Consider the following 19154-nt stretch of genomic DNA (forward strand, 5'->3'; position numbering starts at 1 on the left):
CGGTCGGGTACTGACGGGCCGTCCAGACGACGCTAGCCGAAATCTGGATGGCGCGCGCCTGCTCTACGTCGGCATAGCTCCGCGGTACATGGCCAACCGGACCAGCATGCAGAACCTGCGCAAACGCGCGCTACCACTACCGGAGCGATGCGGCCGGATCGACGCTTCGCCTCACGCTCGGTTGCCTGCTCGGGATCGAGCTACGCCGGGTAGGCCGCAGCGGGACACGCATGACCTTCGGCAAGGCAGGGGAAGCCACACTCAGCCAGTGGATGGCAGAGAACGCCCGAGTGTGCTGGATCGAGCACGACGAACCGTGGACCTTGGAGTCGGAGCTCATCACCCAACGAGACCTGCCGCTGAACCTCGACCAGAACCGCCACAACCTGTTCCACGGCCGCCTCAAGGAACTGAGAGCCCAAGCTCGGCAGCGCGCACGAGAGTTGGCCGTCAGCGCATAGACCGCCTGCCTGTCTGACATCACCAACTGACATCAACGGCGGCGAACCAGGGCACTCGGCGGTGGCCGGCGCCGGACGCGCGAGCGACCAGCGGGCCCCGTGCTGGCAGTCCGCACCGCGCAGCGAGCGAACTTACAAGTCGGCTGTCTCCCTCAACGCACGAGCGCCCTCCCGGGCCGTCCTGGGGCCGTGGAAGGGCACTCGATGGTGACCAACGTCAACAACTGCCGACAGCTCAGCAGCAGGTCAGAGCGGTGATCGGCTAGGCAGCCGCAGGTCACGGCCGCCCTTGATCAGTTGTGGCGGGACTGACCACGGTGGATACAGCGCCGAAGCGCTGCCCGACGGCAACGCCATTGAGCACGCAGCCGTCGCCTGTCTCCTCCGCGAACACGGCGGCGAAACTTGTGGAGGCATCCTCCCTCCAGTGGTTCTGGATGGAGGACTGCTTCCTCGGCGCCGACCAGTGGAACTCCCTGCACGAACGCCGACACATGGCCGTGCTCCTGGTCGCCGTCGTGATCGGCCCGCTCGACCGGCAGCAGCCACGGGGCCCGCTCCTTTGCCTGCGTGGTCCTGGTGCCCGTTGGCCCGGTCCCGAGTGGCGGCGAGTGCTGCTCATGGCGGAAGTCTCGTTACTCCTGGGCGGTCACCCGTGTCAGACCTGCGACGCAACCCATGTAGGAGCCGTTCCTCGCCCAGCTGTTGAATGACCGCGGTGCACCCTGTCCCCTGGCCTGACAGCCCCTCACCGCCTCGGTGGGGGGCTTCCTCGTGCGCGCATCCCCCACCGCCTAATTTCGGCACTTCGCTCCTCGACCTCACAGGTGATGCCGAGGGCTTGCGGCGCTAACTTGCGGCTCCCTCACCCTCAGCACCGCTCCCGGCTGTCCGGGACGGGCGGACTTTTTTTTCCGGCCCGCAGACCACCACTCATAGGAGGACCCGTGTCCAACAAGCGGCAGGACCGTCACACCGTCGCCCTCGCCCTCATTGGCACAGTGCTCGTCGGGCTGATCGCCGTGGCGTACCCCGCCCTCATCCCGGCCCTGACGATCGCCCTCGCCGCCTTCATGGCGCTGGCCTTCTTCCTCCAGCTGTGAGCGCATCGCATGGCGCGAGCCGGGCGGAACTAGCGGCTGGCCCGCCCGATCCCCCCCCTCCGCGCAACCCCCAGGGCGCAGCCATGCCCGACACCCGCCGCTGGAAGCCCGTCGACGACTGGTTTGCCGAAGCCGGGGAGTCCTGGGCCACCATCACCGCCACCCAACCCGGCGGCCCCTACCGCGCACCCCGAACCCGCCCCGACACCGAGGACCAGAAGCCACAGTCCGACCCCACCACGGCGGCGACGAGCACCAGAACCACGAAGGCAGCCGCCCACAAGGAGAACCGCAAGCCGCGGTGAGCCCGGCCGCGCCGTGCAGCTGCTCGACGTCGACCACCCACACGCGAAGGCCTGCGCCCTCGATGCCGTCGACTACCGGAAAGGGGTCCCAGGGCTCAACAAACCTCAACGCCAGTGCAACGAATTCGGAGCCGGAGCTCCCTCGAGCGCCGCCGCATCAGCCGCGACGAGGAGGAAGCGCCGGCGTATCCGGCCCGGTCGGGTTCACCGCCGCCGGCACACCGAGCTGCCGCCGCTTCCGAGCCTGTCCCGAGCCCTGCGGCACGAGCACCACATCGTCCGCCTGGCCGTCGTCCACGGCCGCCCGCTCCACCGGCAACAACCGGGCCGGGACCACGGGCAGAGGAGCAGCAGGCGAAAGCGGCCGGACCGGAACCGAGCGAGCGACGTGCAGTCATGAGGCAGAGTCTCCCGCCATCTGAACACCCCTCCGCACGCGCTGCGGTTGGGGTACGGCGATGTCGGCTGTTGTTCGGAAAACCGAGGCGGTCCACCAGCCTGCGCTGCCATGATCAGCGCATGCTCATATCACCCCGTCCGGGCGCAGATCGGCTCAACATTCGCAAGGTCCTCGGCGGCGTGCACACCACGGCGCAGAACCTCCAAGGGCACTACGACAACGCCTTCGAGGGGCTGATGGCGTACCTGGAGTGGGCCACCGATTCAGCCCGGCTGCTGCGCTCCCAGGTCAGTGAAAGGGACCTCGAACAGCTCGTGTTCACCCCCCGGTACAAGGTGCTGCTGGCCAGCTGCGGCACGCTCGCCGGCCCCGCCCAGACCCGTCTGGTGAACGGACTGGTGCAACTTGAAGTGGTCGAACGCATCGAAGCCTTCGCGGCGGCCGTGGACGCGCTGGACACGCAGATCAGCCGGTGGAACATGCGGGAGGCCTTCGTCGTCGCCGACTCCAGCTTCTACATCCAGAACGACGTGAAGCTGGCCGACGTCGACCTGCACGCGATCCTCGACGTACAGCCCTGGGAGTTCGTCCGCCTGCTGTTCCCGATCGTGGTGGTCGACGAATTGGACGACCTCAAGGACACCAGCAAGCAGCGGGGCCGCTGGCGTGCAGCCCACACGCTCGGTCGCCTCGACGAGGTCCTCGACGGCCACACGCACGGGTTCCTGCACGAGGGCGTGTACACCCCCAAGGACGGCGAGACCCGCGGCAGAGTCAACGTAGAGATCGTCCTCGATCCCCCCGGCCACGTGCGCCTAGACCGTAACGATGACGAGATCATCGACCGAACCGTAGCCATTCAAGGCCTGGCCGGCCGCGACGTCCGCTTCCTGACGTGCGACACGAGCCAGCACACCCGGGCCCGAACCGCCGGACTGAAGGTCATCAAGGTGGCGACGAAGGACCCCGGGCCCGAACCGGACTGGTCGGCCCAGGACAAGCCCGGCACCGGCACGCGCGCGCAGCGGCGCGCCCGACAGGCCGAAGGCGAGCCTCCGACGACCGGCTGACGCCTGGACAGGCGAGGGGCCCAGCAACGCCTCACGGCGGGCCGGGCCCCACATGTTCTCGCCGACAGCGCCCCGCTGCGCTGGATCGGCGACGGCCGGCTGCGGATCGACCGGGCTGACATCAGTGCTGACATCAACGCTGACGGACGGGGGCAGACAGTGACCGTCCCTTGCGGCTAGGGTCACAGGCCGGTGACCCTGCTCACCTGCGTGACCTTCACCGTTATGACAATGGGCCGATGTCATCGAATCGGCCCCTGAGACGTAGCACTGACATCCCCAACGCTGGCGGGCCCGCAGCGGTGCCGCCGCACCACAAGCGCACCAGATCGAGCGGGGAACAGCGGGGAACCTCGGTGAAAGCAGCCCAGCCGAACAAGGCCACGGTCCACCCGTTTACCCAGTTCAGCGCCTGCACTAGCCGTGAATGATCGCAGCTTCCCAAGCTGAGAGCGCGACTTCGATCGTCGTCACCCATTCCATGCCGTCGGGCGCAGGTCTCTTGCCTAGTGCGCCAGATATGCCTGGAACCCCTGGACAAGTTTGAAACGGTGATCGCAGTCCAAGACTTGACGGGGCGTTCGACGTTCACGCCCCGTCAACCTCTACGACGTCAGCCCTTCTCTTCGTCGTCCGTGTTCTGATGTGTGACGCGTGCCCGTCGCCTCCGATCGACCTCGTCTCGAAGGTCGTAGTACGCCGATGCCATTTTCCGGCATTCGCGGAGCAAGATCGGGACTCGCCTAACGATCAAGGCAAGGGCGCTGATCCCAAAGAGTGTCGCCGCTACCCAGGTGGGCACTTCCATCCGGACTTTCGAACCTTCCCGTTTGGGTGGTCAGTCCGGGCGCGGGCAGGCTCGGTCTGACCACGCATAATGTGGCCAAAACCAAGTCCCTGCCCGACTAGTCAGAGGCTTAGGTGCTATACGCGTTGCTAGCGCGTGAGCTGAGCGGACACTCCTTTTATCCTCGTTCAAAACCTGTAAGACCCGCGGGTAAGGGTGGCCCACCGGCTGATCGGTGAGGTGCGGAGCAAAACTGACTAGTCGGCGATCAGTTGCGCCAAACACGACAACGACCAAGTCCTGCAACTGCAACCCATGGAAGGTCAGTTGCATCATGGGGAGGCTAGCACTTCACTTCTTGATCAGCTCAACAATCTCAATAGAGAGCCGTCCACTCGTCCGGGCTGCGGCGCTGGGGCGCCGGTCCCGGCCGAGCGGCAGACTCGCCAAGTGCGCTGGGACAGCAACTAGCCCCGTAGGACAGCGCTGGGGGAACGCTGTCGTACGGGGCTCAGGCCAGCTGGTCGCAGGAGCGCGCTCGGACCGCAGCTGGTCGGCTTAGAGGAACGGCTCAAGCAGCAGGTGCTGCCCCCCGAGCGGTCGCAGGTGACTCAGCCGTAGCGCCTTGCAGCTCCGCCCGCAGTCCTGCCGTGATCAGCTTGGCCAGCAGTTCGGCCGCTTCCGGTCGAACGGCCCCAAGGTGCACCACCCCGTCACCGACGGCGTTCACATCGGCCACGAGGCCGGGGAAGTCGGAGTCCAGGCCAAGCAGCACAAGTTGATCGGCCAAGGTGCCGGCGCTGCGTCGGGCGCGGTTCCAGCCGCGGACGTAGGGCACGCCGGGTACCAAGTCCTCTGCCCGTTTGGCCACCACTCCTCGCCGGTCGGTCATGGTGTCAGATCCTTCCCTCGTGTTCTTCGACGGTGGTCTGTGCGTGCTCGACGCCCTCACTGTCTCGGCGGAGTCCGCTCGCCAGAGCCAGGCGAAGGAGTTCCGCCAGGCGCTCGGCCGTGTCGGGGGACACCCGGCCCAGCTCGACGAGGCCGTGCCCGAAGGCGTTCAAGTCCGCGCGCAGGTACGGGAAGTCCTTCTCCAGGCCGGCGCGCACGAGGGCGTCCCGCACTGCCGTGGTCGCGTTGCGGGCCGCGTACCAGCCCTCGCTGTCGAGAGGCGACCACGCGGCAGCGTCGCGCCCGTCGGTCGGCTCAGTCGGCATCAGAGGTCTGTCTCCTCGGGAAGGGCAGCGACCGCCGCGTACGGGGTCGGGTACCTCTCGTCGAAGCGGTCGATCCTGGCCAGGAGCTCCGCCGAGGCGACCAGCGCGGTCGCGAGGGCGACCGGGCGAAGCGGGTTGGCCTCCGGCCGACGCATCGGGGCGCGAAGCCACTGGTAGCGGTCGTCGGACAGCGGAATGGGGCCCGGTACCACGACCGCGCAGCCGTCTCCGAGGTACCGGTACGGCGGTGGGGATGACGTCTCGCGTCCCAGGTAGAAGAGGAACGTCTCACGGGCCTCCGAGCCGAGGAAGAATCCGACTCGCTGCGCCTTGCGGTCGGCGATCGCCGGCCCGAACGGCATTCCGCTGCGCTGAAGGCGGTCGAACATCTCCATCCCGAGGCGCTGTTCCACGCTCAGCACGTCGAAGAAGCGGCCGGTCGGCAGCAGGCTGGGCGTCCGCGGGTCATCCGCCCAAACCTGTCGGCACTCGGCCGGGTTGTCCGCCGCCGCGGACAGCCACTCGATGCCCCGCCTCGTCATCCTTTGCACGTCGTCTCACCCTCAGTCGGAGTACCGAGCGGCCCCGATGCCGCCGTGAATCCAGACTCACGGCCCAGTACCTGGCCAGGGCAGATGACGAGGGGTGACGGGGGATGACGCGTCCACGCGCGCCACGTCGTCCCCCGTCACCCACACTGCGTGGACGATCTCCGATTACTGCCTGCAAGAAGCAATCACCAGCGCGTACATTCGATCGGACAGGCCGAGTTGCCACGCCGGCGCATGTGCACGGGAGTGAAGGGTCACGTCTTCATGAAGCCGACCAGTGCCCGCTTACGCGAGGCTCGTATCAGCCGGGGCTGGAGCCAGCCGCGGCTGGTGAGGGAGTTACGCCAGGCGGCCACCCAGCGTGGGCATCAGCTCCCGTCGGACACCAGCGTGAAGCGTCGCATCGCCAGTTGGGAGAACGGCCACAGCACCCCCGACGACTTCTACGGCCCGCTGCTCTGCGATGCCTTCGCCGTGAGTGCGGCAGAGCTCGGACTCAATCACGGAGAGGCGAAGGACGCTCCCGTACTCGACGCCGCGTATCCCGCGAGCCCCGATGACGCCATTCAGACGGTCAGCCAGTTGTGGCGCGCGGATCTGAATCAGTACGACCCGCTGCTCAGGGCAGAGCCGTCCGAGCCTGCGTGGAACGAAGCGTCCCTTCGTTGGCTGGTCGCGCCAGAACCCGGCATCCCCCGCCCGCGCAGCGAAGGCATGCGAGTCGGTCTCGGTGACGTGGCTGCGGTCAAGACCACGGCAGACATGTTCGCCCGGCTCGACGACCAATTCGGCGGAGACCACGCACGTCACTCCGTCATCCAGTACCTCAACAACGACGTGACCCCGATGCTGCGCGGCCAGTACACCGAGCAGGTGGGCCGGGTTCTTTTCTCCACCGTCGCGGAAGCCACGCTCCTTGCCGGCTGGATGTCGTACGACGCCTGCCACCACGGCCTCGCCCAGCGATACTTCCTCCAGGCGCTCCGCCTCGCTCAGGACGCCAACGACCGACGGTTAGCGGGCAGCATCCTGTCAGCGATGAGTCACCAAGCAACCTTCCTCGGCCGCTACACCCAGGCTGGCACTCTCGCCCGCGCAGCGCTCATGGGCATTTCCCCTGTAGCCACGCCGACTTTGCGAGCCCAGTTCCACGCGATGGATGCCCGCGCCCTTGCCCGCACCGGAGATGTCGCAGCCTGCGAGGCCGCCCTGAGCGCAGCGACCAAGGCGCTTGAGAGTCGGAACAGCGAGGATGAGCCGGAGTGGATCAGCTACTTCGATGAGGCGGAGCTTGCCGCAGAGGCCGCCCACTGCTTCCGAGACGTCAACAGGGCCCGCCAGGCGGTAGCGCATGCCGAGAACGCCATGAGCGGCAGTCACGTACGGAGCGACTTCTTCGCGACCATGGTTCTCGCCGACGCCCACTTGCGCGCGGGTGACGTCGAGGAAGCGTGCCGCGTCGCTCTCGACGCCATGGATCTTGGCGAGCAGCTGAAGTCTGCGCGGTGCATCAGCTACCTCGCCGAGTTCCGCCAGAACCTGACCGCGGCCGGCCCCAGTGCAGCAGCGCGTGAACTTGCAGAAGAGGCGCGAGAACACAGGCTGTGGATCGCAGCAGGGACGTAAGAAGCTGCGGTTGATGAGTTCACGCCGCTGGCCGGTCCTCTGATCTCAGTATCGCTGGATCAAGCTCTCCAGTTTGGCAGCGTAAACCGCGTCTTGCTCTCGGCGTTGCTCGATGTAGGGCCGTGCCTTTGCGTAAGTCCGGGGCAACTTCGGAAAGAGGCTCCTGGCGTCCTCCAGGTCAACCAACCCTCGATCTACGAGGAATCCGACCAGCTCCAGTCGCTGTAGGAGATCGCCGAGATCGTTGCGGTCCTCAGCGGTGAGCTGGCCGAGATCGCCGAGCTGGCCGTCCTTCAGACGCCTGCGAATCTTGTTCAGGGTGGGCGACTGGCATTGCTCGTGCACTGTAAGCAAGGTCGTCATTGCCCGCGTGTCTGCGGCCTCTCGCACTTGGCGGGCTGCGAAAACGAGCGCGGCCATCACAGTTATCGAGCTTAGAAGCGAAGTCACTACACCGATTGCATCCCACACGCTCATGCACGCTCCGCGGTATGAGGGAAGACGAGGCCCATCTTGGATGTACTTCAGAGAGTGAAGGCGCCAACTGGATGTGGGATGGAGATCTTGCCGGTACAGCGCTGAGGGTGCACTGTCGCCCCCTAGAAAGCACCCCAAGAGTCGCGACCTTCACCGGTTCGCAGAGAGCGCATGCGCCGCTCGAACTCCGCCGCGAACCGCTCACTCGTGCCCACTTGGTGGCCGATCCACGCGACCATCATCAGTTCCCGCAGGTCGGCCAAGGTCTCGTATCCGGGCCAGTTCATGAGGTCGAAGCCGTACCGGTGGACGAACTCGGCGTACTGCGTCTTGGTGTGCCAGCCGTACCGGTCGTAGTAGATCGCGGTCAGGATCAAGTCCCACTCGCGCGGGGCGAGGGCCAGGCCATCGAGGTCGATGAGGACCGCATGCCCATCCCGGTGACGAAGGACGTTCCCGATATTGGCATCCCCGTGGATCAGGCCGAAGGGAAGGACGAAGTCCAGTCGGTCGTACTCCTTCGCCAGCTTGGCCGCCCGCTCCTCCAGGAAGGACCGGTCCTCCGCGGAAACATCGGTCAGACCGTCCAGCGAGGCCGACAGTTTGGCCAGAGGATCGAAGTACGGGAGGCGCAGCGACTCGGGTTCTTCGAGCCAGTGGAATCGGCGGAGCAGGTCGGCCAGTTCGCCGATCGTCGCGTACTCCTCGCGCTCCTGGACGCTCTCCCAGAAGGTCACCACCAGTCCGCGCACGGCGATGGGCTGAGCGACGCCGGCCAGGACACGCGTCGCCGGGAAGTTGACCGTCTCCAGCCAACGGGCAACGCCCACAGCGCGTTCCATCTCGGCGAGAACGGCCGGGTCACGCGCGATGCGGACGATGACCGGTAAGGACGCCAGCCGGTAGACAGCGTTGGATCCCAGGCGCAGGAGCTCTACCCCGGTCGAGTCCAGGCCGGCCGCCTCGCACGCCTCACGGAGGACGACTTCCATCCCCTCCGCCGTGAACTCCGTACCGCCGCTGTGCACTTCCCCGCCGCTGCCCGAGATCATGTCTCCGACCATACGGCGCAGCCCCACCGCCGGACAGGGCGCCCACGTAATAGGGGCGTAATGATCTTCGTCCGAGACGCCTCCCTGCACCGCTCCCCCGCAGGTCAGAGGCCTCGGCGTCCCTCGCTCTCACCTGGGCTCCGGAGCCGTTGCGGCTTGGTGCTGTGGGGTTCAGCGTAGGTGTCTGCGCTCGTCTATGTGGTGGGTGGGGGTGGTCAGGAATGTGTTGGGGGTTGTCGGGCCGTAGTGGATGTTGAGTGTGGTCAGTTGGTAGGACCAGCCTCCTTCGTAGCGGCCGGCGAAGCGGTGGTTGATCTGCCATTGCAGCCATTGGCCGGGGGCCAGGCGAACGGCGGGTGGGCGTCGGGTGCGGCGTGGCATGGCGAACGTGCTCACCGTCGGGGGATCCACTCGCAGCAGGCCATCCACCTCCCCCAGAGTTGTCCCTGCTGCCGACAGGTCCCGCACCCTTGTATGGGGTTCGAAGGAATCTGACTCGCTCATCGTGATCTCGTGGAGTGCGGTACTCAGGCCCGGAGGTAGGGGGAAGGCCGTGGGGGCGGCGTTTCTGCGGGCGGCTTCGGGGCCGCCTCGCGACTTCTTCGTCCACGACGTGCAGACCCGTTGAACGACAACATCCATGGTCCGATCCTGGGCGTGACACCGCGCTTCGGCCACCGAGTTGTGTGAGCGCTTCGGTCAGAGGGGGGCTTGGAGGGGGGCTTGCCAGAAGGGGCGTCCGTCGTGGATGGCGTCCGTCTGCCGCATCGGGAGCACCCGGTGCCCGGGGCCCCGGTCGGCGGGCAGGTGCCGGTGGGTGTGTGCGGGTACCCGCATCGGCGCCTCCGGCGCCCCCGCCCGGTGAGTCCGTGCTCCGTTCAGAGGGTCCGGGTTCAGGGGCTCCGTCTTGCGGTCGGGTGCTCGCCTCGGCCACCGCTTGGCCCAGGGTCGCGAGGAATGCTCCGTGGTCGTCCGTGAAGTCGAAGGCGTACTGCTGCTGGATGCGTCTTGATGCGTCTGAACTCGGCCGGCGTCCATTCTTCAGTAGTGGTGGCCGGGCCAGTGCGGATCTGTCCAGCGGGCCTCGCCTGTGAGGCCCAGTAGGCGTATCCGGTGTTGTAGGTCCGCCGGTGCGCCCGACTCCCGGAGGCGTGTCGCCGCGTGGTGGAGGAGCCAGGTGGTCAGGTCGGCGCGGAGTTTCTCCTCGTCGTGCTCGTACCAGCCGACGTACCACGGCAGGTTCTCGCACAGGAGTTCGTATTCCCACTTCGCTGCCGCCTCGGCGAGACGCCGGTCGCTGAGGTGTCCGGTGTGCTCCTCCCGGTCGGCGAGCCACGGGGCGAGCGTTCCGGACGCCTCGGCGCACATCACGAGGACCTGGTGCGCCGGGACGGCCGCATCCGGGTCGGTGAGGCTCGCTGCCCACCAGGCATGCAGGAACTCACGTACTGCCTCGGCCTGTTCGGCGGGCCATTGGTGCCAGCGGCCGCGGGCGAGGGAGTCTCCGGCCTCTTCCGGGCCGAACAGGGGTTCCGCGCGGCCGGCGACCAGGGCCCTGGCGAACTGGGGCAGGACGCGGCGCAGTACGGCCGCGTGATCGGTCCAGTCGGTGGCCTGCCAGGTGCGGCGCAGGAGGTCCGGCTCCAGTTCCAGGTCCGGGGTCTTCAGCAGGGAGAGCTCCTGCGGACTGCCCCAGTGGCACTCGCAGTTGTGCTCGTCCGGGCGTGCCGTCATGCCCTGGAAGGTGACGGAGAGGTTGTCCAGGGCGATGCCGAGGCGGCGGCGTGCGGGGAGGTCGGCAAGCTGATGCATGAGGGGCTCGGCCTTCGAGGACTCCGTGGGGCTTGCGCCGACCGAAGATCCGTACCTTACCGAAGCGGTGCCGCTTCCGGCATCGTTCGTCGCCCCCTCCTCGCCCCCTCCTTCTTGGAACGGGGAATGGCGGAGAGTGGCGAAGTGGGGAGGGAAGCGTGGTGGACGTCGGGGTCGTGCGGGGGTTGGTGCGGGATCTCGGGGTGGCGGGGCGAGGGGAAGGGGCGGCGGAGGCGTTGGTCGCGCTCGGGGGTGGTGCGGTGGAGGGGCTGGTGCGGGAGCTGGCAAACGAGGAGTCGTCCGTGGACTGGCGGCCCCTCGCCGCCGTGCTGGGGCGGGTCGGGGGAGCGGCCGCCTTCGACGGTGTTCTTCGCGGTCTCGCCTCCGCGGTCGGCGAGGGATCTCGCCGGCGTCCAGGCTTCGCGTTCTCCGGTTTCGGCGCGGCCGCCCTCGACCGCTGCACCGCGGCCCTCTCCCATCCGGCGCCGCACGTGCGGCTCGCGGCCGTCCGGGGGCTTCAGCGGTGCGGCGATGGCGCCCGGTCCGTGGTCACCGAGCTGCTGCCGCTGCTCGGGGACCCCGACCACGAGGTAGGCCGGGAGGCACAGCACGCCCTGGTACTGCAAGGCGAGCACGTCGTTCCGCTGCTTCGGCGCATCCGGGAGCGGGGTCCGGGCCGGCTGCGGGCGCGGGCGCTGACCGTGCTCGCCGAGCTGGGCGGCGAAACGGCGCTGTCCCGCGCCGATGTCGCCGCGATCGAACGGCTCGTCCGCGTCAAGCTCCCGGACGACCGGCCGGAGGGAATGTGGGCCTGCTGGAACCACTGGATCGCCGTCCCCGGCGGTGACCGGGCCGGGATCATGCGGACGCTCGGCCTGGTCGACCCCAGACCCGTGACCTTCGCCCTCGGCAACGACATCGTCGACTCCGACAGCCACGGCTTCGGCCCGGAGGACCCGTACGACGGTTATGAACGGGTCTTCGTGACACCCGAACTGGACGGCTGGACCCTCGTCCTCGGTGCCTGGTGCGACCCGTGCGGCGAGGAGCGCCGCGACGACGTCCTGCGTCTGTGCACCGAACTCAGCGCCCGGTACGGCCGGGCACACGCCTACTACTACGGCGGCCAGGGCGACGGCTAGGCCTGGGTCGTCGCCGAGCAGGGCACCGTCGTCCGGCGGTACTGCGAGACGGGCGAGGCGGAGGACGAGCTGCTCACGCTCGGCGAGCCCCTGCCGTTCGAGCGGGCCCGCCGTGTCGAGCTGGGCCTCACGCCCGTGTGGGACGCCGCGCGGGAGGAACAGGACGACGAGGACGAGTGGCGGTGGGCCGCCCACGACCTGGCCGCCGACCTGGCCCGTTCCTACGGCGTCACTCCCCTGCACATCGGTCCCGACACGCCCTGCCGGGGAACGGGCGTGATCGCCCTGACGCCGTACGGCCTCGCCCATGGGGTGCCACCGGGGGCCTACCGCGTCTGAGCGCGCGCGTCGTTCGCCCCGCAGGCCTGCTCGGCGGGATTGCTCAGCGGGCCTGGTCGGCGGGCCTGCTCGGCGGGTTCATTCGGTGGGTTTACTCGGCGGGGTCGGGGTTAGGCGATGGCAGTGCGGGATGAGGCGCGGGATGAGGAGGGGTGGGCCGGTGAGGTGCCCGCCGGGTCGCCGCTGTCCGTCGCCCGTACTCACCCCGGATTGGAGCCTTTGGTATGAGCCAGTCGCCCCGGCACCCGGCCGACGCAGGCCCGGGGGTGGACGTCCGTGGCTCCGGGGACGGACAGGTGAGCGCCCGGCGATGGCAGCAGGATGATCTTGATCTGCGCAACCGGATGTACGGCCGCGCCGGAGTCGCCCGCGCCGAAGGCGTGCTGCTCCAGCGCTACGGCCTCGGCTCCACCGACGAGGCGTTCACGCTGCTGAAGGGCGCCTCCCAGCAGTTCAACATCAAGCTCTCCACGCTCGCCGACGCCGTCGTACGCACACCCGGGCCCGACGCCGACGCCGAACTGTGGTTCCCCGGCCGGGTGCGGCGCGGACCGCCCGCGCTCCCCGGGCTGCCGGTGGAACGCGGCCACGGCACCAGCCAGGGCGCGGTCGTCGCGGCGGCCCTCCAGCGGGTGCTGTCGATCACCCAGACGCCCATGGGCAACGTCCAGCTGAGCGAGCGGGGTCGGCTCCGCCTGGCCAAGCACACCGGTCTGAACCGGTATTTCTGCGATTTCTTCGCGTTCGTCGACGGTCCGACCACGTCCTGCGCGCAGGCGGCCGGTCAACGTCGGCAGGTCACCGTGCGGGACGTGGAGTCGGCGCCGGTGTTCGACGAGGCCTCCCGCCACGCCATTCTCCAGACCGGCAGCCGGGCCGCGCACAGCCTTCCGCTGGTGAACCGGATGGGGGTGCCGCTGGGGATGGTGTCCTCGCATCACGAGCGGCCGCTGGCCGGGTTCACCCGGGCCGAGCTGGCCGCGCTCCGGCAGACGGGCAACGACGTCGGGCGGTGGCTGGCCTGGCACTGGAACACCGTCGTGCTGGACGCCCTGGAACATGTCCATGCCGCGGCCGTGCGGGGCACCCCCGCTTGAGCGCTGCCGCTCAGGCCGGTCCGGCAAGCGGGGCCGGTCAGGCGGGTACAGCGGGGGCGGTCCATCGGCGTGGGCCGGTGGTGCTGTGGCGGACGCACAGGTCGACGGGGACGAGCGTGAGCGGGCTCGTGGGGGTCGACGGGCTGTCGATGCGGTCCAGCAGGATGCGCAGGGCGATCGTGCCGATGTCCGTGAAGTCCGTGCGGATCGTGGTGAGCGGCGGGAGGAAGTGGGCGGCCTCGGGGATGTCGTCGTAGCCGACGACGCTGACGTCCTCGGGGACCCGGCGGCCCGCCTCGTACAGGGCGCGCAGGACGCCCAGGGCCATCTGGTCGTTCGACACGAAGATCGCCGTGACGGACGGGTCCTTGGCGAGTTCGCGGCCCAGGTCGTAGCCGGAGTCGGCGCTCCAGTCGCCGATGAGCGGCGGGTGCACCTCGGCTCCCGCCGCTTCCAGGGTGGCCCGCCAGCTCTCCGCCCGGCGGTCCGCCGAGGTCCAGCCCGTCGGACCCGCCAGGTGGTGGACGGTGGCGTGGCCGAGGGAGAGAAGGTGCCGCGTGGCCTTGTGGGCGCCGGTGCGGGCGTCCGAGGTGACCATGGGGGTGCCGTCCCCCAGCTCGTTGTCCATGACGACCAACGGGGTGTCGAGGTGGGCCTCGGCCAGGGCTCTGGCCACCCGGACCTGGGGCGCGATCGCGATCACGCCGTCCGCGCCCTCCGCCGACAGCCGGTCCGCGGCCCGCACCACGGTGTCGCGGTCGGCGGTGTCCAGCGCGATCGAACTCACCAGGTAACCGGCCTCCTGTGCCGCCGTGTTGATGGCGGTGAGGGTCGAGGCGGGTCCGTAGCGGGCCGCGTCGAAGGAGATCACGCCGAGCATCCGGGTACGGCCGCTGGCCAGTGAGCGGGCGCTGCTGCTGGGGCGGTAGCCGAGCGTGCGCATGGCCGCCCGGACCGCCTCACGGGTCTCGGGGCGGACGGCGGGGTGGTCGTTGAGCACCCGGGAGACCGTCTGCTTGGAGACTCCGGCCAGTTTGGCGACGTCGTCCATGACCGGACGCGAGCCCGCGAAGTTGCGTCTGCTGCGTCCCCTGCTCGCCGGGCCGGCCGGGCCGTCGGCGGCGCTTCGGGTCATGGTGGGGGCTTCTTCCTCGGGACTGGTCCGGGGCCGGTCCCACGGGGCCGCCCGGCGGACCCACAGGATAGGCCGGGCGGTCGGGCGGTCGGGGGTCAGGTCGTGCCGAGCCTCCAGGTGCGGGTGGTGATCCGTTCGACGTGCCGGACCTCGGCGATCCCGGCCGCCGGCGGGTCATCGGGGAGGTGGACGGCCGCGTCGGCGGCGAGCGGCAGGATCCTCAGGGTGAGGGGCTCGCCGGGCGGGAGCCGGTCGAGCGCGATGTCCCAGGGGCGGCCCGTGAAGAACTGATCGGCGACCAGCGTGTCCCCCACGTAGGCGCGGGCCACGTCGCCGGTCCAGCGCAGGCGCAGCAGGTCGGATCCGGGCAAGGGCGGGGGTGGGGGTGGGGCTGGGGCTGGGGGCGTGTGCAGGGTCGAGCGCGGGGGCGGGGGCGGGGTGTCGGTGCGGGACGGCGGTACGGCGGGGCGGGACGGCGGCACATCGACACCGCCTGCGGGTGGGGCGGGGCGGAATCCCGGTACGTCGACGCGGTAGACGGCGGCTGCGGTGTCGTAGTGCTCGTCCGCGGGGGCGCTCGCGCGGCCCTGTACGCCCGTCCTCGGGGCCGGCGGCGGGCCCGCCGGGCGGATCGCGGTCAGGGTGGGGGCGGGCGCGGTGGGCACATCCTCGTCCGGGACGAGTGTGTAGCGGGTCAGGGCGCCGTCCCGGCTCTCCTTCACGGCGGCACCGGCTGCCGTCGGCGGCCGGTGCGGCGCCGGGAGGACGGAGAGGGAAGGGGCCCTGCCGTTCTCGTCGTCCCCGTCGTCCCCGTCGTCCCCGTCGTCCCCGTCGTCCCCGTCGTTCCCCTCGTAGCCGTCGTCGCGGTCGTTCCCGTCGGCCGAGGGGCGGGGGTGGATGCGTACCTCGCCGGTCGTCGGGTCGAAGACCACTCCCCCGGCGCACAGGACGAGCCGTCGCGCGCCCCAGGCCTCGCCCCGGTAGGCGGTGCGGGCGGTGGCGGCGTCCAGCACCAGGAGGGCCACCTGGTCGCCGGCCGGTGTCTCCGTCTCGACCAGGGCGTCGGTGCCGGGGCGCAGGCCGGTGATCAGGATGCGGTCGCCGTCTTCGTCGCCGTCGCCGCCGTCGTGTCCGTCGGTCACGGTGGTGACGTTCGTGCCCGGCGGGGTGGCGACGGACCTCACCGTCGTCGCGTCCAGGGCCAGTTCGGGCTCGATGCCGTCCGTCGCCGCCAGGACCAGGACCGTACGGCCGTCGTCGTCCACGATCGTGCAGACCGGCTGGGCGGTGGCCCAGTCCAGGCGCAGGCCCGCCACGTCGAGGCGCAGGGGCCAGCAGAAGTACGCGCCCGCGGGGACGGTGACGGGGGTGCTGGGGAGGGTGAGGGGCGGGGCCTCGGGGAAGCCGACCGTGAAGCTGGTGTCCGGGTGCTCCGGGAGCGGCTCGTGGGGCTGGTGGTTGGTGACGAAGAGGAAGCCCGAGGCGTGCCCGTCACCGCGGACCGCCCAGCGCAGGGTGTCGCGGTCGTACTGGTCTCGCGGCAGGCGGTCCGGCAGCACCGACCGCATGGGGGCGATCAGTTCGCCGAAGTCGGCCAGGAGCAGGTGCTGGAGGCGGAGTTCGTCGTAGGAGGGGCGGTACTGGCCGTACTCGCCGAGGGGCGCCTGGAAGTCGTACGTGAGGACGGGCAGGTCGTTGGGGTAGGCCGTGGCGTGGGACTCCTGGAGGGTCGTCCGCTCGCCCGTCGGGTTGGTGCCGCCGTGGAACATGTAGTAGCCCTGCCAGACCGAGCCGCAGCCGATCTTCGTGAGGCCGAGGGCGCCGATGTCGGCGGCGTCGACGCGCGGGCGGCGGTGGTAGGCGACGGCCATGCCGCCGCCCAACTCGCACGTGGCCCAGGGGAACCTGTCCGCGTGGGTGTCGGCAGCCGTGCCGCGTACGGTCGTCGGGCGCAGGTCGGCGCCGATGCCCTCGTCGTCGCGTTGGTGGGTGAAGAAGAAGTGCTTGCGGCAGGTGTCTGGCCAGCCGCCGTCGGCCTCGGTCCAGAAGGCCTCGGGGTAGCCGCCGTGGAGGGGGAGCAACTCGTCGTCGGGGAGCTGGACCCCGCCCCATGCGGTCGAGGTCCAGAGCGGGGCGCGGAGGCCGGCTTCCTGGGCCGTGCGCTTGAGGGTGCGCAGATGGCCGGGCCGGTCGTAGAGCTCGTTCTCGATCTGGATCGCGACGATCGGGCCGTCGTGGGCGCGGTCGAGGCCGTCCAGTTGCGACGCGATCGCCGCCCACCAGGGGCGGACGGCGCTCAGGTACGCCGGGTCGTCGGTGCGAGGGGCCGTGGTGCGGGCGAGGACCCAGTCGGGGAGGCCGCCGTTGCGCACCTCCGCGTGGGACCACGGGCCGATGCGGGGGACGAAGTCCAGGCCGTGCCGGGCGCAGAGCCGGGCGAAGCGGCGCAGGTCGCGGTCGCCGTCGAAGCGGACGCGGCCCTCGGTCTCCTCGTGGTGGATCCAGATGACGTACGAGGCGACGACCGTGACGCCGCCCGCCTTCATCTTCAGCAGTTCCTCCTCCCACTCCCGGGCCGGGTACCGGGAGTAGTGGAACTCCCCCGAGACCGGGAACCAGGGCCGGCCGCCCCTGGTCAGCCAGCGGCTGGTCACTTCGATGGGGTCGGCGGCGGTGGGGGCGTCGGCGAAGGGGAGATGGCCTCGCAGTGGCGGCCCGGCGTGGGGCGGAACGCTCACCCGGTGCCGCATCAGGAGCCCGCCGGGCCGAGGTCGGGGGTGTCGGTGAGCCGGGCGTCGAGGGTGGTGGTGCCGTGCAGTTCGAGGACGACCAGCTCGTTGACGCCGGGCCGCAGGGCGGGGGCCGGGACGTAGAGGGTGCGCTGCGGACCGCGGCTCCAGTAGCGGCCGAGGGAGAACCCGTTGACCCATGCCTGGCCCTTCGTCCAGCCGGGGAGGGCGAGGAAGGTGTCGGCGGGGGCCCGCACCTCGAACGTGCCGCGGTGGAGGGCGGGTTCCGCGCAGGTGGGGCTCTCGGCGGGGGCGAAGGCGGCGGTGACCGGTACGTCGTCCAGGGGCAGCGCGTGGGAGTCCCAGCCGTGCAGGGGCGTGCCGTCGAGGGTGACCGGGCCGAGCAGGCCCTTGGGGACGCCGATGCGGGGGCCGTAGTTGACCCGGCCCATGTTCTCCACGAGGACCTCGAGTACGGCGTCGGGGCGGGGGACGTGGACGGGCAGGGTCTCCTCGTAGCGCTCGCGTTCGAGGACGCCCGCGGGGGCGCCGTCGAGGAAGACCTGGGCGCGGTCGCCCACTCCGCCGGCGAAGTGCAGCAGGCCGGTCCCGGCGGCGGGGACGGGGACGGTGGTCCGGTACAGCGTGAATCCGGCCCGTTGGCCCAGCTCGTCCGCGGAACGGGGGTCCGTGGCGCGCACCGGGCGGTCCGCGAGGGACAGGAGCGGGGCGCGGTGGGTCAACCGGACGGTGACCGGCGGGAGTTTGGGCGAGGGGGCGGGCACCGGCTCGTCCGGGACCGGGGCGTGGCGGGCGATGACCTCACGGAAGGCGTGGTACTTCGGTCCCGGGTCGCCGCTCTCGGTGAGCGGGGCGTCGTAGTCGTAGGAGGTGACGGTCGGCACGTAGGCGTGGTGGTGGTTGGCGCCGTTGGTGTGACCGAAGTTGGTGCCTCCGTGGAACATGTAGATGTTGACGGAGGCGCCCGCCGAGAGAAGCCGGTCGAGGTCGGCGGCGGCGTCCTCGGCGTCCCTTCCGTGGTGCGGACCGCCCCAGTGGTCGAACCAGCCGATCCAGAACTCCCCGCACATCAGGGGCCCTTCGGGCTGTGCCTCGCGGAGCCGCTGGAGGGACTGCTCCACACGGCTGCCGAACGTGCCGGTGGCGAGGACGCCGGGCAGCACGCCGTTCTTGAGGTGATCGCCGTCGGTCTGGTCGCAGGTGAAGAGGAGTTCCTCGACGCCGCGTGAGCGCAACGCGTGCTCGAGGTGCTCCAGGTAGGCGATGTCGTCGCCGTAGGCGCCGTACTCGTTCTCCACCTGTACGGCGATGACCGGACCGCCCCGCGCCGCCATGTGCGGCAGGAGCGGCGGGAGGAGGAGGTCGAGGTAGCGGTCCACGATGTCGGTGAAGCGGGGGTCGCTGGTGCGCAGGCGGATGTCGGGGGCGGTGGTGAGCCAGTGCGGCAGACCGCCGCCGTCCCACTCGGCGCAGATGAAGGGACCGGGGCGGAGGAGGACGCGCAGGCCCTCGGCGGCGGCCAGTCGCAGGAAGCGGGGCAGGTCGAGGAGTCCGTCGAGGACGAGGGTGCCGGGTTCGGGCTGGTGGAGATTCCACGGGATGTACGTCTCGACCGTGTTCAGGCCCATGAGGCGGGCCTTGCGCAGCCGGTCGGCCCACTGGTCGGGGTGGACGCGGAAGTAGTGCAGGGCGCCGGAGAGGATGCGGAACGGTTCACCGTGCAGGAGGAAACCGTCGGAGGTCGTGGTCAGGGCCGGCATGCGGGTCCCTTCGTCGATGCGGGCGGACGTACGGAGCGTGCGCTGGGGTTTGGGCTCGGGCCTGAGTTCG

General features: G+C 70.0%; 19 protein-coding genes. 8 read left to right on the top strand and 11 right to left on the bottom strand.

The genetic code is table 11. From position 1 onward, the window contains the following. Nucleotides 1-185 precede the first annotated feature (185 nt). The 3 genes from AOQ37_RS41130 (at nucleotide 186) to AOQ37_RS06585 (ending at nucleotide 1869) form a co-directional block, all read left to right on the top strand. Complete coding sequence (locus AOQ37_RS41130) at nucleotides 186-461, top strand: GIY-YIG nuclease family protein (RefSeq protein ID WP_374701485.1); 276 nt, start codon at nucleotides 186-188, stop codon at nucleotides 459-461. Between the two features lie 947 nt (nucleotides 462-1408). Next, complete coding sequence (locus tag AOQ37_RS40340; RefSeq protein WP_159401307.1) at nucleotides 1409-1564, top strand: hypothetical protein; 156 nt, start codon at nucleotides 1409-1411, stop codon at nucleotides 1562-1564. Between the two features lie 83 nt (nucleotides 1565-1647). Then, nucleotides 1648-1869: a hypothetical protein gene (locus AOQ37_RS06585; RefSeq protein WP_062642126.1), complete on the top strand. Its 222-nt coding sequence runs from the start codon at nucleotides 1648-1650 to the stop codon at nucleotides 1867-1869. 157 nt (nucleotides 1870-2026) lie between these two features. Here the strand turns inward: AOQ37_RS06585 and AOQ37_RS41140 are convergent, their stop codons facing one another. Next, entirely contained in the window at nucleotides 2027-2167 is a 141-nt protein-coding gene (locus AOQ37_RS41140) for a hypothetical protein (protein ID WP_234436820.1), read from the bottom strand. A 221-nt stretch (nucleotides 2168-2388) separates the two neighbouring features. Here AOQ37_RS41140 and AOQ37_RS06590 point away from each other — a divergent pair, with 221 nt between their 5' ends. Continuing rightward, nucleotides 2389-3339, top strand: a complete 951-nt coding sequence (locus AOQ37_RS06590; RefSeq protein ID WP_062642128.1) for a PIN domain-containing protein — start codon at nucleotides 2389-2391, stop codon at nucleotides 3337-3339. A 1358-nt stretch (nucleotides 3340-4697) separates the two neighbouring features. Here the strand turns inward: AOQ37_RS06590 and AOQ37_RS38430 are convergent. From AOQ37_RS38430 to AOQ37_RS06600, 3 genes are read right to left on the bottom strand one after another with little or no spacing between them, the layout of a single operon-like run. Further along, on the bottom strand, nucleotides 4698-5018 hold the full coding sequence (locus AOQ37_RS38430) for a hypothetical protein (protein ID WP_199824942.1): 321 nt from the start codon (nucleotides 5016-5018) through the stop codon (nucleotides 4698-4700). Nucleotides 5019-5022: 4 nt separating this feature from the next. After that, nucleotides 5023-5343 (bottom strand): hypothetical protein, encoded by a 321-nt coding sequence (locus AOQ37_RS06595; RefSeq protein ID WP_062642130.1) that lies wholly within the window; start codon nucleotides 5341-5343, stop codon nucleotides 5023-5025. Continuing rightward, complete coding sequence (locus AOQ37_RS06600; RefSeq protein ID WP_374701483.1) at nucleotides 5343-5894, bottom strand: bifunctional DNA primase/polymerase; 552 nt, start codon at nucleotides 5892-5894, stop codon at nucleotides 5343-5345. Before AOQ37_RS06600 ends, AOQ37_RS06595 begins: the two co-directional genes overlap by 1 nt. Before the next feature lie 150 nt (nucleotides 5895-6044). On the opposite strand from AOQ37_RS06600, the gene AOQ37_RS06605 reads away from it, so the two are divergent. After that, a complete protein-coding gene (locus AOQ37_RS06605; RefSeq protein ID WP_510185326.1) occupies nucleotides 6045-7520 on the top strand; it encodes an NsdA family TPR-like regulatory protein in 1476 nt (491 codons plus the stop codon). A gap of 45 nt (nucleotides 7521-7565) precedes the next feature. On the opposite strand, the gene AOQ37_RS06610 is transcribed toward AOQ37_RS06605, so the two are convergent. The 4 genes from AOQ37_RS06610 to AOQ37_RS06620 all read right to left on the bottom strand — a co-directional run bounded on the left by AOQ37_RS06610 (nucleotide 7566) and on the right by AOQ37_RS06620 (nucleotide 10861). After that, nucleotides 7566-7940: a DUF4760 domain-containing protein gene (locus tag AOQ37_RS06610; protein ID WP_159401308.1), complete on the bottom strand. Its 375-nt coding sequence runs from the start codon at nucleotides 7938-7940 to the stop codon at nucleotides 7566-7568. A gap of 179 nt (nucleotides 7941-8119) precedes the next feature. Further along, nucleotides 8120-9049 carry a phosphotransferase family protein gene (locus AOQ37_RS06615; protein ID WP_062642499.1) on the bottom strand — a complete coding sequence of 310 codons (930 nt, stop codon included), beginning with the start codon at nucleotides 9047-9049 and terminating at the stop codon, nucleotides 8120-8122. A gap of 171 nt (nucleotides 9050-9220) precedes the next feature. Beyond that, complete coding sequence (locus AOQ37_RS41145) at nucleotides 9221-9445, bottom strand: hypothetical protein (RefSeq protein ID WP_234436821.1); 225 nt, start codon at nucleotides 9443-9445, stop codon at nucleotides 9221-9223. Nucleotides 9446-10090: 645 nt separating this feature from the next. Further along, the gene (locus tag AOQ37_RS06620) at nucleotides 10091-10861 is read right to left on the bottom strand and encodes a hypothetical protein (protein WP_062642133.1); all 771 of its coding nucleotides are present in this window, start codon (nucleotides 10859-10861) and stop codon (nucleotides 10091-10093) included. Between the two features lie 158 nt (nucleotides 10862-11019). Between AOQ37_RS06620 and AOQ37_RS38070 the strand changes: the two genes are divergently transcribed. The 3 genes from AOQ37_RS38070 to AOQ37_RS06630 all read left to right on the top strand — a co-directional run bounded on the left by AOQ37_RS38070 (nucleotide 11020) and on the right by AOQ37_RS06630 (nucleotide 13439). Beyond that, entirely contained in the window at nucleotides 11020-12003 is a 984-nt protein-coding gene (locus AOQ37_RS38070) for a HEAT repeat domain-containing protein (RefSeq protein WP_234436822.1), read from the top strand. A 135-nt stretch (nucleotides 12004-12138) separates the two neighbouring features. Beyond that, the gene (locus tag AOQ37_RS41150) at nucleotides 12139-12342 is read left to right on the top strand and encodes a hypothetical protein (protein ID WP_234436823.1); all 204 of its coding nucleotides are present in this window, start codon (nucleotides 12139-12141) and stop codon (nucleotides 12340-12342) included. Nucleotides 12343-12566: 224 nt separating this feature from the next. Next, nucleotides 12567-13439 carry an ANTAR domain-containing protein gene (locus tag AOQ37_RS06630; protein WP_062642135.1) on the top strand — a complete coding sequence of 291 codons (873 nt, stop codon included), beginning with the start codon at nucleotides 12567-12569 and terminating at the stop codon, nucleotides 13437-13439. A gap of 37 nt (nucleotides 13440-13476) precedes the next feature. Here the strand turns inward: AOQ37_RS06630 and AOQ37_RS06635 are convergent, their stop codons facing one another. From AOQ37_RS06635 to AOQ37_RS06645, 3 genes are all read right to left on the bottom strand, one after another. After that, complete coding sequence (locus AOQ37_RS06635) at nucleotides 13477-14574, bottom strand: LacI family DNA-binding transcriptional regulator (RefSeq protein ID WP_062642137.1); 1098 nt, start codon at nucleotides 14572-14574, stop codon at nucleotides 13477-13479. A gap of 95 nt (nucleotides 14575-14669) precedes the next feature. Next, nucleotides 14670-17324: a beta-galactosidase gene (locus tag AOQ37_RS06640; RefSeq protein ID WP_062642139.1), complete on the bottom strand. Its 2655-nt coding sequence runs from the start codon at nucleotides 17322-17324 to the stop codon at nucleotides 14670-14672. After that, nucleotides 17324-19084 carry a glycoside hydrolase family 35 protein gene (locus AOQ37_RS06645; protein WP_062642140.1) on the bottom strand — a complete coding sequence of 587 codons (1761 nt, stop codon included), beginning with the start codon at nucleotides 19082-19084 and terminating at the stop codon, nucleotides 17324-17326. Before AOQ37_RS06645 ends, AOQ37_RS06640 begins: the two co-directional genes overlap by 1 nt. Between the last annotated feature and the right edge of the window lie 70 nt (nucleotides 19085-19154).

Origin of the sequence: Streptomyces maremycinicus, from assembly GCF_001184025.1 — a bacterium.
GTDB classification, from domain to species: Bacteria; Actinomycetota; Actinomycetes; order Streptomycetales; family Streptomycetaceae; genus Streptomyces; species Streptomyces maremycinicus.

What these genes read in the sequence shown, in the direction of transcription:
- AOQ37_RS06595 (WP_062642130.1), bottom strand. Translation starts at nt 5,343, where the DNA reads ATGCCGACTGAGCCGACCGACGGGCGCGACGCTGCCGCGTGGTCGCCT.
- AOQ37_RS06615 (WP_062642499.1), bottom strand. Translation starts at nt 9,049, where the DNA reads ATGATCTCGGGCAGCGGCGGGGAAGTGCACAGCGGCGGTACGGAGTTC.
- AOQ37_RS06635 (WP_062642137.1), bottom strand. Translation starts at nt 14,574, where the DNA reads ATGACCCGAAGCGCCGCCGACGGCCCGGCCGGCCCGGCGAGCAGGGGA.
- AOQ37_RS06645 (WP_062642140.1), bottom strand. Translation starts at nt 19,084, where the DNA reads ATGCCGGCCCTGACCACGACCTCCGACGGTTTCCTCCTGCACGGTGAA.
- AOQ37_RS06640 (WP_062642139.1), bottom strand. Translation starts at nt 17,324, where the DNA reads ATGCGGCACCGGGTGAGCGTTCCGCCCCACGCCGGGCCGCCACTGCGA.
- AOQ37_RS06620 (WP_062642133.1), bottom strand. Translation starts at nt 10,861, where the DNA reads ATGCATCAGCTTGCCGACCTCCCCGCACGCCGCCGCCTCGGCATCGCC.
- AOQ37_RS06630 (WP_062642135.1), top strand. Translation starts at nt 12,567, where the DNA reads ATGAGCCAGTCGCCCCGGCACCCGGCCGACGCAGGCCCGGGGGTGGAC.
- AOQ37_RS06590 (WP_062642128.1), top strand. Translation starts at nt 2,389, where the DNA reads ATGCTCATATCACCCCGTCCGGGCGCAGATCGGCTCAACATTCGCAAG.
- AOQ37_RS06610 (WP_159401308.1), bottom strand. Translation starts at nt 7,940, where the DNA reads ATGGCCGCGCTCGTTTTCGCAGCCCGCCAAGTGCGAGAGGCCGCAGAC.
- AOQ37_RS06585 (WP_062642126.1), top strand. Translation starts at nt 1,648, where the DNA reads ATGCCCGACACCCGCCGCTGGAAGCCCGTCGACGACTGGTTTGCCGAA.
- AOQ37_RS38430 (WP_199824942.1), bottom strand. Translation starts at nt 5,018, where the DNA reads ATGACCGACCGGCGAGGAGTGGTGGCCAAACGGGCAGAGGACTTGGTA.